This is a genomic window from Ochrobactrum sp. P6BSIII (genome assembly GCF_014138065.1).
Lineage (GTDB): Bacteria > Pseudomonadota > Alphaproteobacteria > Rhizobiales > Rhizobiaceae > Brucella.
This window is the reverse complement of record NZ_JACGXB010000021.1, coordinates 1-13178: the sequence shown is the minus strand read 5'-3', so window position 1 is coordinate 13178 and position 13178 is coordinate 1. Positions and strand designations below refer to the sequence as shown.

Sequence of the window (13178 nt, the reverse complement as noted above, 5' to 3'; positions counted from 1 at the left end):
GGGGGAATATGCAGTTCATAATTCGACAGGCCACGCCGTCTGATATGCCGCGCATAACGCATGTCAGAACTTCAGTAAGAGAAAACCATCTGTCTGTAGAGCAAATGGCCGATATGGGGATTACCGAAGCAAGCGTCTCAGAGATGATTCTGGCGTCTCTTTGCTGTTGGGTCGCTCTATACGACAATGAGATTGTCGGTTTTTCGATGATTGATAACGCTGAAGGTTCGCTTTTTGCGGCATTTGTTCTTCCGGGCCATGAAGGCAAAGGCATCGGAAAACGGTTGGTGCAAATCGCAGAGCAAGAACTGTTCAAGCGTCACGCGCTGATTTGGCTTGAGACAGGAGCGTCAACGCGAGCTGCTGGCTTCTATCGGAGCATGGGGTGGGGGAACGATAAGACTGTCGGGCCTGACTACATTCGTCTCGAAAAGCGGCGGGCGTCTGAAGGTGGTCTTTCTTGAAGTGGCGCTTATCGCGTTAGAATTTTGTTTTAACGCACCTTGTCACCCGAAAACCATTTCACACTTTTCGGTATGCATTCTAACGTGTCTCCATGCCAGCGACTCTACTTCCCGATCAGCCTCCGCAACAGGACGTGACTTCAGCGCATAGCGGTCAGCATTTTCGCTGGTTCCTGCGTGGTTGTGGGCGCATTTTCAGCATTCCTGCCATATTGCTGATGAGTTCGTTTGTCGGCTTTGCCGGACTTGCCATTGAAAGCGGCATCTCGGTTGGGCAGGCGGTGTTCATGACGCTGACCATCTGGGCGCTACCGGCCAAGGTCGTGCTGATCGGCGCCATCAGCGCCGGCGCGACATGGCCTGCCGCCGCACTCGCTGTCGGCCTGTCGTCGGTACGGCTTATGCCGATGGTGGTGGCGCTTCTGCCTGAACTCAAAGGACCGAAAACGCGCAAGCTGACACTGGCGGCGCTGTGCCATTTCGTGGCGGTCACGGCATGGGTCATGGCGATGGAGGAGTTGCGCAACATTCCGCGCGACATGCGCACCAGCTATTTCGCCGGAATCGGCTCGGTTCTGGTTGGAACCAATGCGCTGGTGGTGGCGATTGTCTATATGCTGTCGTCTTCGTTCCCGCCGGTTGTGTTTGCAGCACTTTTCCTGCTCACTCCGATGTATTTTCTAACCTCGCTCTGGCGGTCGGCACGCGAACGGGCAGGGCAGGTCGCCATGGCGTCCGGCCTGCTGCTGTTTCCGGTCTTTCACCAGTTCATGCCCGGATATGACCTGCTCTGCACCGGTATTGTTGGCGGCCTGATTGCCTTTGGCTTCCACCGGAAGCGCAGCTTGGCGAAGGAGGAGGCGCTATGAACTGGAACAGTTTCGACAGCTGGTGGTGGCCGTTCGTCTTCATCATACTGGCGGGATCGCTGCCAACCTATATTTTTCGCGTCATGGGCGTGATCGTTGGCGGGCGGGTGCGCGAGGATTCCGAGCTGCTCGTGCTGGTGCGATGCATCGCAACGGCGCTGGTCGCAGGCGTGATTGCGCAGCTTATCCTTTATCCGAACGGCGCTCTTGCCGATTCGCCGATCTGGCTGCGGGTCGGAGCAGCCGGTGCAGGATTTGCCGCTTATCTGATGGCCGGCAAGCGTCTGCTCGTCGGTATCGCGGTCGCGGAAATCCTGCTGATTACCGGGTTGCTGACGCTCTAAAACGGAGTCTTATCAGAGCGCTGCGCGAATTTTCTCAGCATTTGCTGAAAGAACGGCGGGGTCTTCCATCTGGCCGGTATGCGGCTTGAGAGCGAGGCCCTCAAAACGCGGAATGACATGGAAATGCAGATGATAGACGGTCTGGCCGGAAGCCGGTTCGTTGAACTGCATGACGGTGACGCCATCGGCATTAAACGCCTTCTTCACCGCCTGTGCGATTTTCTGCACGGTTCCGATCACGATAGCCAGCGTCTCGGGCTTGGCGTCGAGCAGGTTGCGCGACGGTGCTTTCGGCACGACCAGCGTGTGGCCGGTGCCCTGCGGCATGACATCCATGAAGGCGACGACATCGTCGGTTTCGTAGACGCGGGTGGACGGAATTTCACCGCGCAGGATTTTTGCGAAGATGTTGTTGTCGTCATAGGTGGCAGACATGCGATTCTCTCCAATGCTGGAATTCGACCAAATCTGACCGCACGGAGCGCATTTAGGCAAGCTTCGTTGGATCAGTCTTCGTGGCGATAGGGGGTATGTTCCTCCAGCGCCTCGTGAATTTGTTCAACCTCGCGCCGTTCCCGATCAAGATAGTCACTCACGGCATCCCGAAAACTTTCATTGACGATGTAATGCGCGGAATGGGTGGTAACAGGCACATAGCCGCGCGCGAGCTTGTGTTCGCCCTGCGCGCCTGCTTCCACCACGCGCAGCTTGCGCTCAATGGCGAAATCAATGGCTTGGTGATAGCAGACCTCGAAATGCAGGAAGGGGTGATCTTCGATACAGCCCCAATGCCTGCCGAACAGCCTGTCGCCGCCGATGAAATTGATGGCGCCTGCGATATAGCGCCCGGCGCGTTTCGCCATGACCAGCAGAATATCCTCGGCCATGGTTTGGCCGATCAGCGAATAGAACTTGCGGTTGAGATAGGGGCGGCCCCATTTGCGGCTTCCTGTATCCATGTAGAACGCAAAGAAATCATCCCAGACCGCTTCCGTCAGGTCGCTGCCGGTCAGCCATTCGATTTCAATACCGTCGGACAGCGCTTCGCGACGTTCCTTTTTGAGCGCTTTGCGTTTGCGCGAAACAAGCTCACTCAGGAAGTCATCATAATTGGAAAAGCCGTTGTTTATGAAATGAAACTGCTGGTCCGTCCGATGGAGGAAGCCTGCGCGCTCAAGCGCCACGATCTCATCGGGCAGGGCAAAGGTTACGTGTGCGGAGGACACGCCTGCCTGATCCGTCAGTTCGCGCAAGCCGCCCGCCAGCGCCAGCCGCACAGCTTCGCCGTCATAGGCGATGTGGTTGAGCAGGCGCGGTCCGGTTGCAGGCGTGAAAGGGATCGCTGCCTGAAATTTCGGGTAGTATCGCCCGCCAGCGCGTTCAAACGCGTCCGCCCAGCCGTGGTCGAACACATATTCGCCCTGGCTGTGACCCTTGAGGTAATTCGGCACGACGCCGAGCAACTCGCCATGATTGTTTTCGAGGCGAAGATGACGCGGCAGCCAGCCCGCTTTCCGAGAAACGGAACCCGATTCCTCCAGAGCGGACAGAAAAGCGCGGGTTGTAAAAGGATTATAGTTCGCATCCTGCCGGGAGGCCCCGGCAAGACTGCTCCACTCGTCTTCTGTAAATTCGCTGATATTTTCAACGATGCGAAGAACGAAGCTTTCTTCACTGTGCGGATCTTCGTCGTTCACCGCAAATCCTTTGTTGTCAGGCGACCAGTGCGCGCGGATCGAACCCTTCGAACGTTATCTGTTCGACATTGAGTTCGCTGTGCTTTTGCATCTCGCGGTCACGGACGGTCCAGCTGATCACCGGCATATGCAGCTTTTCCCGCACGAAGGTGACGAACGGGTTCGGCAGATGGTGCACATTATAGGATACGAAGGAAATGCCATGCGCGAGCATGGAGAAATGCGCTTCGAAATCCCGCGGGCGCGTGCCTTCCGCAGTCAGCCCGCCCGGAATGCCCGGCGCGTCGCTTGCAAAGCGGCGGATCAGGTGATGGTCGAACGACATGATGGCGGCTTCGCCCTTGTATCCGGCGAGTTCACGCGCAACCGCTGCAACCAGCCCATCGTCGCGACCTTCGATGCCTTTCAGCTCGATCACCAGTGGAACGCGACCATCGACCAGATCAAGCATCTGGCGGAGCGTCGGTGCACGCTCTTCAGTGCCGCCGACATGAAGCGCGGTTGCTTCAGCCAGCGTCAGATCGCTGATACGGCCCTCGCGCCCTGCAAGGCGTTGCAGGTCGTCATCATGGAAAACGACCACGCCGCCGTCTTTCGTCAAATGCACGTCGCATTCGATAGCAAAACCCGCCTTGGCGGCAGCTTCAAAGGCAGCCAGCGTGTTTTCCCAACGGGTCTTGTTCAGATCATGCAATCCGCGATGCGCTATTGGGCGCTTTGCGAGCCATTCGATGGAGGACATTATGCAACCTCGATAATCGCTTCGACTTCAACCGGTGCGTTGAGCGGCAGGCTGGCGACGCCGACAGCGGAGCGCGCATGTTTGCCTGCATCGCCCAGAACGGCGACGAGCAGATCCGACGCGCCATTGGCGACGAGATGCTGTTCAACGAAATCGGCCGTCGATGACACGAAAACAGTGATCTTTACGATGCGCTTGATCTTTTCAAGATCGCCGAGTGCGGCCTTGGCCTGTGCGAGAATATTCACGGCGCAAGCGCGCGCTGCAACCTGACCATGGGCAACCGTCAATTTGTCGCCAACCTGGCCAGTGTGCACAAGTTTGCCATTTTCCAGCGGCAGCTGGCCAGACGTGAGCAAAAGCGAGCCTGTTTCAGCAAAAGGAACATAGTTTGCGGCAGGTGCAGCCGCTACCGGCAGGGATATACCCAGATTTTTCAGGCGTCTTTCGATCGTGTCGGTCATTGCATTAATCCTTGCTTGCAAAGGGACTTCTCCGTCAACCTATAGGCAGAATCGGTGAAGCTTTTGGGAAGGGTGCGTTTTTTGCCTCGCTTCCGCCACGAGTTTTTTTATCATGCTTGTCAACTCATCGGGAGATTCATGTATGCGTTTTTTGAAGCCGGGTTTTAAGGTTGCTGTAGCTGCAAGTGGAACCGCTGCCTGTGTGTGGGCTGGACTTGCGAGCGTGGCCCAAGCGGCTTCGACTGTAACGCTGGTGCCGCACCGTGCCGTTTATGACCTGACACTGGACCGTGCCGATGAAAAGTCGGGAATCAGTGGCCTGACCGGGCGCATGGTTTACGAGTTCAACGGATCGGCCTGCGAAGGCTATACGACCAACTTCCGTTTCGTGACCCGCATCGACATGGAAGAACAACCGCAGCGCGTGACCGATCAGCAGACGACGACGTTTGAAGGCAATGACGGCAAGAGCTTCCGTTTCGTCAACAAAACCTTCGTTGACAAGGATCTCGTCAAGGAAGTGCGCGGCGATGCCAAGCTTGAAGGCGGCAAGACCGTTGTGGAACTTTCGAAGCCGAAAGAAAACAAGATTGATCTGCGGGCAACGCAGTTTCCCACCCAGCATATGGAAGAGCTGATCGGCAAGGCGGAAGCGGGCGAGAAGTTTTACCAGACCTCGCTATTCGACGCCTCTGAAGATGCCGACCGCGTGGTCGCCACCACGGTAGTCGTCGGCAAGGGGCAGAATCCAGCCGATGACGAAACCAAGTTTATGGGCAAATTTTCCAAGGATCCGGTCTGGCCAGTGACCATTGCCTATTTCGATGACAAGGAAAAGCAGGACGGACTGCCAATCTACCGCATCAACTTCAAACTTTACCGCAACGGCATCACCCGTGACCTCACCATGGACTATGGTGACTTTGCCATGCGCGGCAAGCTTGTGAAGCTCGATGTATTCGACAAGGCTGATCAGAAGGTCAGCTGCAAGTAGTAAATGTAAAGTGACATATATTTATATGAAGGCTACGATGCACTGCATTGTAGCCTTTTTTATTAATTTAATGGATTTTTATATGAAAAAGATACTGTTTGCATTGCTGTTATCTTTTCTTGGTGTTTCATTCCCGTAGATTTTCATTCTTGGGGTAATTATATAAGCCAGTAATCCGACCGTGAGCGCTGAAACGCTTTCATCCTGCGGACGGATTGCGGTATATTGGCCAAACGACTTGCAATTCATGGCGCGATCAGTTAACAGCGCGCCTATTCCACACACGGGATTGGGCTTTTGTCGGGAGAAATCCGGCAAGAACCTCCGGTGGCGAGCAATCGCCTCAGCCCGTGGAGGTTAAACCGGAAAAGGAAAATAAAGATGGCATTGCCTGATTTCAGCATGCGCCAGCTTCTGGAAGCTGGTGTTCACTTCGGCCACCAGACCCACCGCTGGAACCCGAAGATGGCGCCTTTCATCTATGGCGCTCGTAACAACATCCACATCATGGACCTGTCCCAGACCGTTCCTCTGCTGCACAACGCGCTGAAGATCGTTTCGGACACCGTTGCTCGCGGCGGTCGCGTTCTGTTCGTCGGCACGAAGCGTCAGGCTTCGGACATCATTGCCGATGCAGCAAGCCGTTCGGCTCAGTACTACGTCAACGCCCGCTGGCTCGGCGGCATGATGACCAACTGGAAGACGATCTCCAACTCGATCCAGCGTCTGCGCAAGCTCGACGAACTTCTGGCCGGCGAAGGCCAGGGCTTCACCAAGAAGGAACTTCTGAACCTTCAGCGTGAGCGTGAAAAGCTTGACCGCGCACTCGGCGGTATCAAGGACATGGGTTCGGTTCCTGACCTGATCTTCATCATCGACACCAACAAGGAAGCAATTGCTATCCAGGAAGCCAAGCGTCTTGGCATTCCGGTTGTTGCTGTGATCGATTCGAACTGCGATCCAGACCAGATCGACTACCCGATCCCGGGCAACGACGACGCCGCACGCGCTATCTCGCTCTATTGCGATCTGATTGCACGCGCTGCTCTCGACGGTATTGCTCGCCAGCAGGGCGCAATGGGCATCGACATCGGTGCACAGGCTGAAGCTCCGGTTGAGCCAGCCCTCGAAGCTCCGGCTGAAGGCGCTTAATCAGCGCATGATTTCATCCATCCGTCATATCTCTGATAGAGGCGGATGGATAATCTCGTTTCATTCCGGCGCAAGGGCGTGATTCCGAAGCACGTTTGACGGTTTTCGGGCAAAAACACGCTACGTCAAAATAGCGCCGGTTCAAAGTTGGCACACCCATTCGGTGTGCCTTCGCTTTCGTGAAAGGCGACACAATGAGCATTTCCGCATCTCAGGTTAAAGAACTCCGCGAACTGACCGGCGCTGGCATGATGGACTGCAAGGCTGCTCTTGCAGAAACCAATGGCGACGTCGAAGCTGCTGTCGATTGGCTGCGCGCCAAGGGCATTGCAAAGGCTGACAAGAAGGCTGGCCGTACGGCTGCTGAAGGTCTGGTTGGCGTTGCATCTTCCGGCAACAAGGCTGTTGTCGTTGAAGTCAACTCCGAAACCGACTTCGTTGCCCGCAACGACGCTTTCCAGGATCTGGTTCGCAAGATCGCTCAGGCTGCTCTGGCAACCGACGGTTCGACCGAAGCTGTGGCCAACGCCAATGTCGACGGCAAGTCCGTCACCGAAACTGCCAAGGACGCAGTTGCAACCATCGGCGAAAACATCAGCTTCCGTCGTTCGGCTGCCCTCAGCGTTTCGCAGGGTACCGTTGCAACCTACATCCACAACGGCGTTGCTGACGGTCTCGGCAAGCTCGGCGTTCTGGTTGCTATCGAAACCGCTGGCGATGCAGAAGCTGCAAACGCATTCGGTCGTCAGGTTGCCATGCACGTTGCTGCAATCAACCCGCTCGCGCTGACCGCTGAAGACGTTGATCCGGCTGCCGCTGAACGCGAAAAGTCGATCTTCATCGAGCAGGCTCGTGAATCCGGCAAGCCGGACAACATCATCGAAAAGATGATCGAAGGCCGTATGCGCAAGTTCTACGAAGAAGTCGTTCTTCTTTCGCAGGCTTTCGTCATCAATCCGGATCTGACGGTTGCAGCTGCCCTCAAGGAAGCTGAAAAGACCATTGGCGCTCCGGCCAAGATCGTCGGCTTTGCCCGCGTCGCTCTCGGCGAAGGCATCGAAAAGGAAGAAAGCGATTTCGCTGCTGAAGTCGCTGCTGCTGCCAAGGGCTAATCAGCTCTTTCTTCCTCTGAAAGCGACTTTCTGCTTTCAGAACAGGCTTTAGCCTGAAAAGGCTTTTGATTATGAAGGGCATCGCGTGACAACGCGGTGCCCTTCGTGTATCGGAACCCAACACAATCACTTTATTTCGATCAGCGGAGAGCATTCCATGTCCGGCAAGCCCGCCTACAAGCGCGTCCTTTTGAAAGCCTCGGGCGAGGCATTGATGGGCAGTCAGGGTTTCGGCATCGATGTTTCCGTCGCAGACCGGATCGCCAACGATATCAAGCAGGCCCGTCTGCTGGGTATCGAAGTCGGCGTGGTGATCGGCGGCGGCAATATTTTTCGCGGTGTAGCGGTGGCGTCCAAGGGCGGCGACCGCGTGACCGGCGACCATATGGGCATGCTGGCGACGGTGATCAATTCGCTGGCGCTGCGCACTTCACTGCACAAGATCGGCGTTGATGCCGTTGTTCTCTCCGCCATAGCAATGCCTGAAATCTGCGAGAGCTTCTCGCAGCGTCAGGCTACGGCCTATATGGACGAGGGCAAAGTGGTGATTTTCGCAGGCGGCACGGGCAATCCGTTCTTCACGACCGACTCTGCTGCTGCGCTGCGCGCGGCGGAAATCGAAGCGGATGCGCTGTTGAAGGGCACGCAGGTTGACGGCATCTATTCGGCTGATCCGAAAAAGGACCCGACCGCGACGCGTTTCGACACGCTCACCCACAAGGAAGTTCTCGATCGCGGCCTTGCTGTCATGGATACGGCTGCCGTCGCCCTTGCGCGCGAGAACAACATTCCGATAATAGTCTATTCCATCCATGAAAACGGCGGCTTGGCCGAAATTCTGCAAGGCAAGGGACGCTGCACGATCGTTTCCGACAATTGATCAACGATGATCGTTCACATGTCTTGCTGCGTATCGAAGGAGAATATGCATGAGTGATGCTTTTGACATCAACGACCTGAAACGCCGCATGGAAGGCGCAGTCAATTCTTTGAAGCACGATCTGAACGGTCTTCGCACCGGCCGTGCTTCCGCCAGCCTGCTTGAGCCGATCACCATCGAAGCCTATGGCGCAACGATGCCGATCAATCAGGTTGCCAATATCACTGTTCCTGAATCGCGCATGCTTTCGGTTTCCGTCTGGGACAAGAGCATGGTTGGTGCTGTCGAACGCGCTATTCGCGATTCCGGTCTGGGCCTTAACCCGATCACCGATGGCATGACGCTGCGTATTCCACTGCCGGAGCTGAACGAACAGCGCCGCAAGGAACTGGTCAAGATCGCGCATCAATATGCCGAGCAGGGCCGTATTGCCGCTCGTCACGTCCGCCGCGATGGCATGGACACGCTGAAAAAGCTGGAGAAGGACGGCGACATCAGTCAGGATGACAGTCGCGTTCTGTCCGAAAAGGTGCAGAAGCTGACCGACGACACCATTGCTGAAATGGATAAGGTCGTTGCAGTCAAGGAAGGCGAAATCATGCAGGTTTAGTGCGGTAAATCCGAAATTCGCGTACCTCGGAGCGGGGTTGCGAACGAATTTCGGATTTAAAGCCACACTAGCAATACACAGACTCTGGTGTGGCTTGCGAATTTGAAGTCCCTTAACGTGGATGCCATGTTATTAACCGGGAACTTCAAATTCACCACACCATGACCTGCGTGATTATCGTATAGGGAGAGCCAGGAATGTCCGATCCGCGCCACATCGCCATTATTATGGATGGCAATGGCCGTTGGGCGAAGGCGCGTGGCTTGCCACGCAGCGCCGGGCATCGTGCTGGCGTTGAGGCTTTGCGCGAAACGGTGCGGGCGGCAGGTGATCGCGGTCTTGGCTATCTCACGCTTTTTGCGTTTTCTTCCGAAAACTGGTCACGGCCGAGCGGTGAGGTCAATGACCTGCTCGGTCTGCTCAAGCTGTTCATTCGCCGCGACCTTGCCGATCTTCATCGCAACAATGTGAAGGTTAGCATTATTGGCGAGCGGGAAGGGCTGACCGACGATATTCGCGGGCTGCTCACCGAGGCGGAAACTCTGACCCGCCGCAATACCGGCCTCAATCTGGTGATTGCCTTCAATTACGGTTCACGTGACGAGATCGTCCGCGCGGTCAAGAGCCTGGCGCGCGATGTTGCTGCCGGTCTTTTGGACCCGTCGTCGATTTCTTCCGAGCTGATCTCGGCCAATCTCGATACTGCTTCCATGCCCGACCCGGACCTCATCATCCGCACCAGCGGTGAGATGCGTCTGTCGAATTTTCTGCTTTGGCAAGCTGCCTATGCGGAGTTCCTGTTTATGCCGGGGCACTGGCCGGATTTCCGTCCGGCAGATCTTGATGCTGCCTATGAAGTATTCCGCCAGCGCGAACGTCGCTTTGGTGGCGTCGAGGCGCGGAGCAATCTTGAAACCAGCCTCGAAGATTGCGAAGAGGGCAGCCGGGCTATCGGGCAATAGATGTCATGACGGATCGTTTCGCTGCCATGCTTCTCTATTGCCGTGTTCCATCGCATCGCATGCCCTGACGCAGCGCAAGCCGAAAGGTCTCAATGTCCAATCTGCAAACCCGTATTCTCACCGCCATTGTGCTCGGCGCAGCGGCCTTATGGCTGACCTGGGTAGGCGGGTTGGGTTTCACGCTTTTCGCAATCGCTATCGGTCTGGCGATGTTTTACGAATGGACGGCACTGAGCGCCCCGCGTCAAACCTCGTTTTCCCGTATGTTCGGCTGGGCTTGGCTGGTTCTGACAAGCGTTCTTCTGATTCTGGATCGCAGTGCGTTGCTGACTATCGGTACGCTTCTGCTTGGAACACTGATTCTTCTTGCCACCCAGTGGAAAACCGGTCGAGCCTGGCCCGCAGCCGGGCTTTTCTATGCTGGCTTCTCGGCAATATCGCTGTCGCTGCTGCGTGGTGACGAACCTTTCGGCTTTACGGCCATTGTCTTTCTGTTCGCCGTCGTCTGGTCCACCGATATTGCAGCCTATTTCAACGGACGTGCCTTGGGCGGGCCGAAGCTGGCACCGCGTTTTTCCCCCAACAAGACTTGGTCAGGCGCCATTGGCGGTGCTGCGGCGGCTGTTGCAGGCGGCATTCTGGTCGCATCACTGGTGGCAACACCGGGCAGCTTGATCGTGCCGCTTCTGGCTCTGTTGCTTTCCATCGTTTCCCAGATCGGCGATCTGGCTGAATCCTGGGTGAAGCGCCAGTTCGGCGCCAAGGATTCGGGGCGTCTTCTGCCGGGTCATGGCGGGGTGCTGGATCGCGTCGACGGGCTTGTCGCCGCCGCCGCACTTCTATACCTCTTTGGTGCCGTGATTGCTGAGCCGGATGTGCCATCTGCAATCTTTTTCAGTTTCTAAGCGGCAGGCGATTCGTAGAGTACGAGGATCGGCGCGCCAATCGAGGCCGCAGTCGATCAACGGGTGATTTGTAAGGAGTAGTGATTTGCAGGAGGCTCTGGCCTTTTTATTCGGCGGTGAAAGCCTGCTTGTCGGGACAATCGTACCGTTCCTTTTCGTTCTTACAGTCGTCGTTTTTGTGCATGAGATGGGGCATTATCTTGTCGCACGATGGTGTGGCATTGGTGCGCAGGCCTTTTCGATCGGTTTCGGCCCCGAGCTGCTCGGCTTTACTGATCGGCGTGGAACGCGCTGGAAGCTCTCCGCGATTCCGCTCGGCGGCTATGTGAAGTTCATCGGCGATGAAAGCGAAACCAGTTCGCCTGTCGGTGTGGATAGCACTGCGCTGAGCGAGGAAGATCGCAAGCGCGCGTTCCATACGCAGCCTGTGTGGAAGCGTGCGGCAACGGTTTTCGCCGGACCTGCTTTCAATATCATTCTGACGATTGTCATTTTCAGCGTTTTCTTTGCGCTTTACGGACGTCAGATCGCTGATCCGCTGATTGCAGGCGTACAGCCTAACAGCCCGGCCGCCGCGGCTGGTTTTGAACCGGGTGATCGCTTTATCAGTGTCGAGGGTGAGAAGATCACCACCTTTTCCGATGTGCAGCGCATTGTTTCGGGTCGGGCAGGTGACACGCTTGACTTTACGGTCGAGCGCGGCGGCAAGATGGTTGATCTCAAGGCGACGCCTGCGACTGTCGAGCGTGTAGACCCGCTCGGCAACAAGGTGAAGCTCGGCGCCATTGGCGTGGAGACCACGGAAGCGGTCGGCAATTTCCGCCGGATTGAATACAGCCCGCTCGAATCAGTCGGGCAGGCAGTGATGGAAACCGGTTTCATCATCAGCCGCACGGGTGAGTTTTTCACACGTTTCGCTTTTGGCCGTGAGGATAAGTGTCAGCTCGGTGGGCCGGTCAAAATTGCCAATATGGCGAGCAAGGCGGCGAGCGCCGGCTTTGACTGGTTGATACAATTGACGGCTATGCTCTCCATCGGGATCGGGCTTTTGAACCTGTTTCCCCTGCCGCCGCTGGATGGCGGGCATCTGGTTTTCTATGGTGTGGAAGCAATCAAGGGCAGCCCGGTGTCACCGGGAGCGCAGGAAATTTTCTACCGTATTGGATTCCTTCTTGTGATGGGATTTATGGGGTTCGTACTTTTCAACGACCTCTTTGCCTGCTAGATCAATTGCCGACTGTCTCAGGCAGCGGTCCTAGGAATTGAAATCTTGGGGGATGGCGATCTTGGGGTTATTGGCTCGACCGGTCTGTCCGGTTAGGCTGACTGCAAAGAGACGACGCCTTGTCCGACGGAGGCCGGGCAAGGTGTTAAACAGAAGTGAACATTGGGAGCGACGACCGGAAAAGCTAAGCAATCTGTTTACCATAACTCACAATTCGCGTGGCACGGATGCCACGCTTGTTGCCTAAGTAAACAGAATTTAACCGCAACGCTTGCTTGTATGGAAAAACCGGCTAATACGGTTGTATCTGTACGCATTTTTCTGGGTTAATCGTCCCGGGGACAGAAACGAAGGTTCGGAAAGCCTATGACGGCAAGTTCTAAATTCTTTGGCGCCGCGTCTGCGCTCGCCATGTCGGTGGCTCTAGTGGCTTCGGGTACTGCAGCGCTCTCGCTGGCATCCGTGAATGTCGCGGAAGCTGCCGTTGTGAGCCGTATCGACGTTCGCGGCAATACGCGTGTTGATGCGCAGTCCATTCGCGACAATATCGACATTCGTCCGGGTAAAGCCTTCACCAGCGCTGATATTGATGCTGCGGTGAAGCGTCTTTTCGCCATGGGCCTGTTTTCGGATGTTCGCATCAACCAGTCCGGCAGCACGCTCGTCGTGACCGTGAGCGAACGTTCCGTGGTCAACAATGTCCTGTTCCAGGGCAACAAGAAGATCAAGGATCCTGATCTGACGCGCGCCGTCCAGCT

16 protein-coding genes are annotated in these 13178 nt (G+C 56.1%); 12 read left to right on the top strand and 4 right to left on the bottom strand.

Annotation, left to right across the window (positions count from 1 at the left end):
• The first annotated feature begins 8 nt into the window (after positions 1 to 8).
• The 3 genes from FHW00_RS21860 to FHW00_RS21850 all read left to right on the top strand — a co-directional run bounded on the left by FHW00_RS21860 (position 9) and on the right by FHW00_RS21850 (position 1677).
• Positions 9 to 464, top strand: a complete 456-nt coding sequence (locus tag FHW00_RS21860; RefSeq protein WP_078340825.1) for a GNAT family N-acetyltransferase — start codon at positions 9 to 11, stop codon at positions 462 to 464.
• A 218-nt stretch (positions 465 to 682) separates the two neighbouring features.
• A complete protein-coding gene (locus tag FHW00_RS21855) occupies positions 683 to 1333 on the top strand; it encodes an AzlC family ABC transporter permease (RefSeq protein ID WP_113533606.1) in 651 nt (216 codons plus the stop codon).
• Positions 1330 to 1677 (top strand): AzlD domain-containing protein, encoded by a 348-nt coding sequence (locus FHW00_RS21850; protein ID WP_078340827.1) that lies wholly within the window; start codon positions 1330 to 1332, stop codon positions 1675 to 1677. Before FHW00_RS21855 ends, FHW00_RS21850 begins: the two co-directional genes overlap by 4 nt.
• Positions 1678 to 1689: 12 nt before the next feature.
• On the opposite strand, the gene FHW00_RS21845 is transcribed toward FHW00_RS21850, so the two are convergent.
• The 4 genes from FHW00_RS21845 to FHW00_RS21830 all read right to left on the bottom strand — a co-directional run bounded on the left by FHW00_RS21845 (position 1690) and on the right by FHW00_RS21830 (position 4580).
• The gene (locus tag FHW00_RS21845; RefSeq protein ID WP_078340828.1) at positions 1690 to 2112 is read right to left on the bottom strand and encodes an HIT family protein; all 423 of its coding nucleotides are present in this window, start codon (positions 2110 to 2112) and stop codon (positions 1690 to 1692) included.
• 71 nt (positions 2113 to 2183) lie between these two features.
• Positions 2184 to 3374, bottom strand: coding sequence for a GNAT family N-acetyltransferase (locus FHW00_RS21840; RefSeq protein WP_078340829.1), 1191 nt, complete (start codon positions 3372 to 3374; stop codon positions 2184 to 2186).
• 16 nt (positions 3375 to 3390) lie between these two features.
• On the bottom strand, positions 3391 to 4116 hold the full coding sequence (locus tag FHW00_RS21835; protein ID WP_078340830.1) for a glycerophosphodiester phosphodiesterase: 726 nt from the start codon (positions 4114 to 4116) through the stop codon (positions 3391 to 3393).
• Positions 4116 to 4580, bottom strand: a complete 465-nt coding sequence (locus FHW00_RS21830; protein ID WP_078340831.1) for a RidA family protein — start codon at positions 4578 to 4580, stop codon at positions 4116 to 4118. The genes FHW00_RS21835 and FHW00_RS21830 overlap by 1 nt, the downstream gene beginning before the upstream one ends.
• A 142-nt stretch (positions 4581 to 4722) precedes the next feature.
• Here FHW00_RS21830 and eipB point away from each other — a divergent pair, with 142 nt between their 5' ends.
• The 9 genes from eipB to FHW00_RS21785 form a co-directional block, all read left to right on the top strand.
• A complete protein-coding gene (eipB, locus tag FHW00_RS21825) occupies positions 4723 to 5574 on the top strand; it encodes a cell envelope integrity protein EipB (protein WP_078340832.1) in 852 nt (283 codons plus the stop codon).
• 381 nt (positions 5575 to 5955) lie between these two features.
• The gene (gene rpsB / locus FHW00_RS21820) at positions 5956 to 6726 is read left to right on the top strand and encodes a 30S ribosomal protein S2 (RefSeq protein WP_078340833.1); all 771 of its coding nucleotides are present in this window, start codon (positions 5956 to 5958) and stop codon (positions 6724 to 6726) included.
• Between the two features lie 194 nt (positions 6727 to 6920).
• Entirely contained in the window at positions 6921 to 7838 is a 918-nt protein-coding gene (gene tsf, locus FHW00_RS21815; RefSeq protein ID WP_078340834.1) for a translation elongation factor Ts, read from the top strand.
• 157 nt (positions 7839 to 7995) lie between these two features.
• Positions 7996 to 8718, top strand: a complete 723-nt coding sequence (gene pyrH / locus FHW00_RS21810) for a UMP kinase (RefSeq protein ID WP_078340835.1) — start codon at positions 7996 to 7998, stop codon at positions 8716 to 8718.
• 49 nt (positions 8719 to 8767) lie between these two features.
• A complete protein-coding gene (gene frr, locus FHW00_RS21805) occupies positions 8768 to 9328 on the top strand; it encodes a ribosome recycling factor (RefSeq protein ID WP_078340836.1) in 561 nt (186 codons plus the stop codon).
• A 197-nt stretch (positions 9329 to 9525) separates the two neighbouring features.
• Positions 9526 to 10290, top strand: coding sequence for an isoprenyl transferase (locus FHW00_RS21800; RefSeq protein ID WP_078340837.1), 765 nt, complete (start codon positions 9526 to 9528; stop codon positions 10288 to 10290).
• Positions 10291 to 10382: 92 nt separating this feature from the next.
• Positions 10383 to 11195 carry a phosphatidate cytidylyltransferase gene (locus tag FHW00_RS21795; protein ID WP_113533586.1) on the top strand — a complete coding sequence of 271 codons (813 nt, stop codon included), beginning with the start codon at positions 10383 to 10385 and terminating at the stop codon, positions 11193 to 11195.
• Between the two features lie 85 nt (positions 11196 to 11280).
• Entirely contained in the window at positions 11281 to 12420 is a 1140-nt protein-coding gene (rseP, locus tag FHW00_RS21790) for an RIP metalloprotease RseP (protein WP_078340838.1), read from the top strand.
• 366 nt (positions 12421 to 12786) lie between these two features.
• The coding region (locus tag FHW00_RS21785; protein ID WP_182514695.1) for an FtsQ-type POTRA domain-containing protein at positions 12787 to 13178 on the top strand (392 nt) is incomplete at its 3' end.

Bases quoted from the DNA above. Each gene is read 5' to 3' on its own strand.
- FHW00_RS21860 (WP_078340825.1), top strand. From the start codon at position 9: ATGCAGTTCATAATTCGACAGGCCACGCCGTCTGATATGCCGCGCATA.
- FHW00_RS21855 (WP_113533606.1), top strand. From the start codon at position 683: ATGAGTTCGTTTGTCGGCTTTGCCGGACTTGCCATTGAAAGCGGCATC.
- FHW00_RS21850 (WP_078340827.1), top strand. From the start codon at position 1,330: ATGAACTGGAACAGTTTCGACAGCTGGTGGTGGCCGTTCGTCTTCATC.
- FHW00_RS21845 (WP_078340828.1), bottom strand. From the start codon at position 2,112: ATGTCTGCCACCTATGACGACAACAACATCTTCGCAAAAATCCTGCGC.
- FHW00_RS21835 (WP_078340830.1), bottom strand. From the start codon at position 4,116: ATGTCCTCCATCGAATGGCTCGCAAAGCGCCCAATAGCGCATCGCGGA.
- FHW00_RS21830 (WP_078340831.1), bottom strand. From the start codon at position 4,580: ATGACCGACACGATCGAAAGACGCCTGAAAAATCTGGGTATATCCCTG.
- eipB (WP_078340832.1), top strand. From the start codon at position 4,723: ATGCGTTTTTTGAAGCCGGGTTTTAAGGTTGCTGTAGCTGCAAGTGGA.
- rpsB (WP_078340833.1), top strand. From the start codon at position 5,956: ATGGCATTGCCTGATTTCAGCATGCGCCAGCTTCTGGAAGCTGGTGTT.
- tsf (WP_078340834.1), top strand. From the start codon at position 6,921: ATGAGCATTTCCGCATCTCAGGTTAAAGAACTCCGCGAACTGACCGGC.
- pyrH (WP_078340835.1), top strand. From the start codon at position 7,996: ATGTCCGGCAAGCCCGCCTACAAGCGCGTCCTTTTGAAAGCCTCGGGC.
- frr (WP_078340836.1), top strand. From the start codon at position 8,768: ATGAGTGATGCTTTTGACATCAACGACCTGAAACGCCGCATGGAAGGC.
- FHW00_RS21800 (WP_078340837.1), top strand. From the start codon at position 9,526: ATGTCCGATCCGCGCCACATCGCCATTATTATGGATGGCAATGGCCGT.
- FHW00_RS21795 (WP_113533586.1), top strand. From the start codon at position 10,383: ATGTCCAATCTGCAAACCCGTATTCTCACCGCCATTGTGCTCGGCGCA.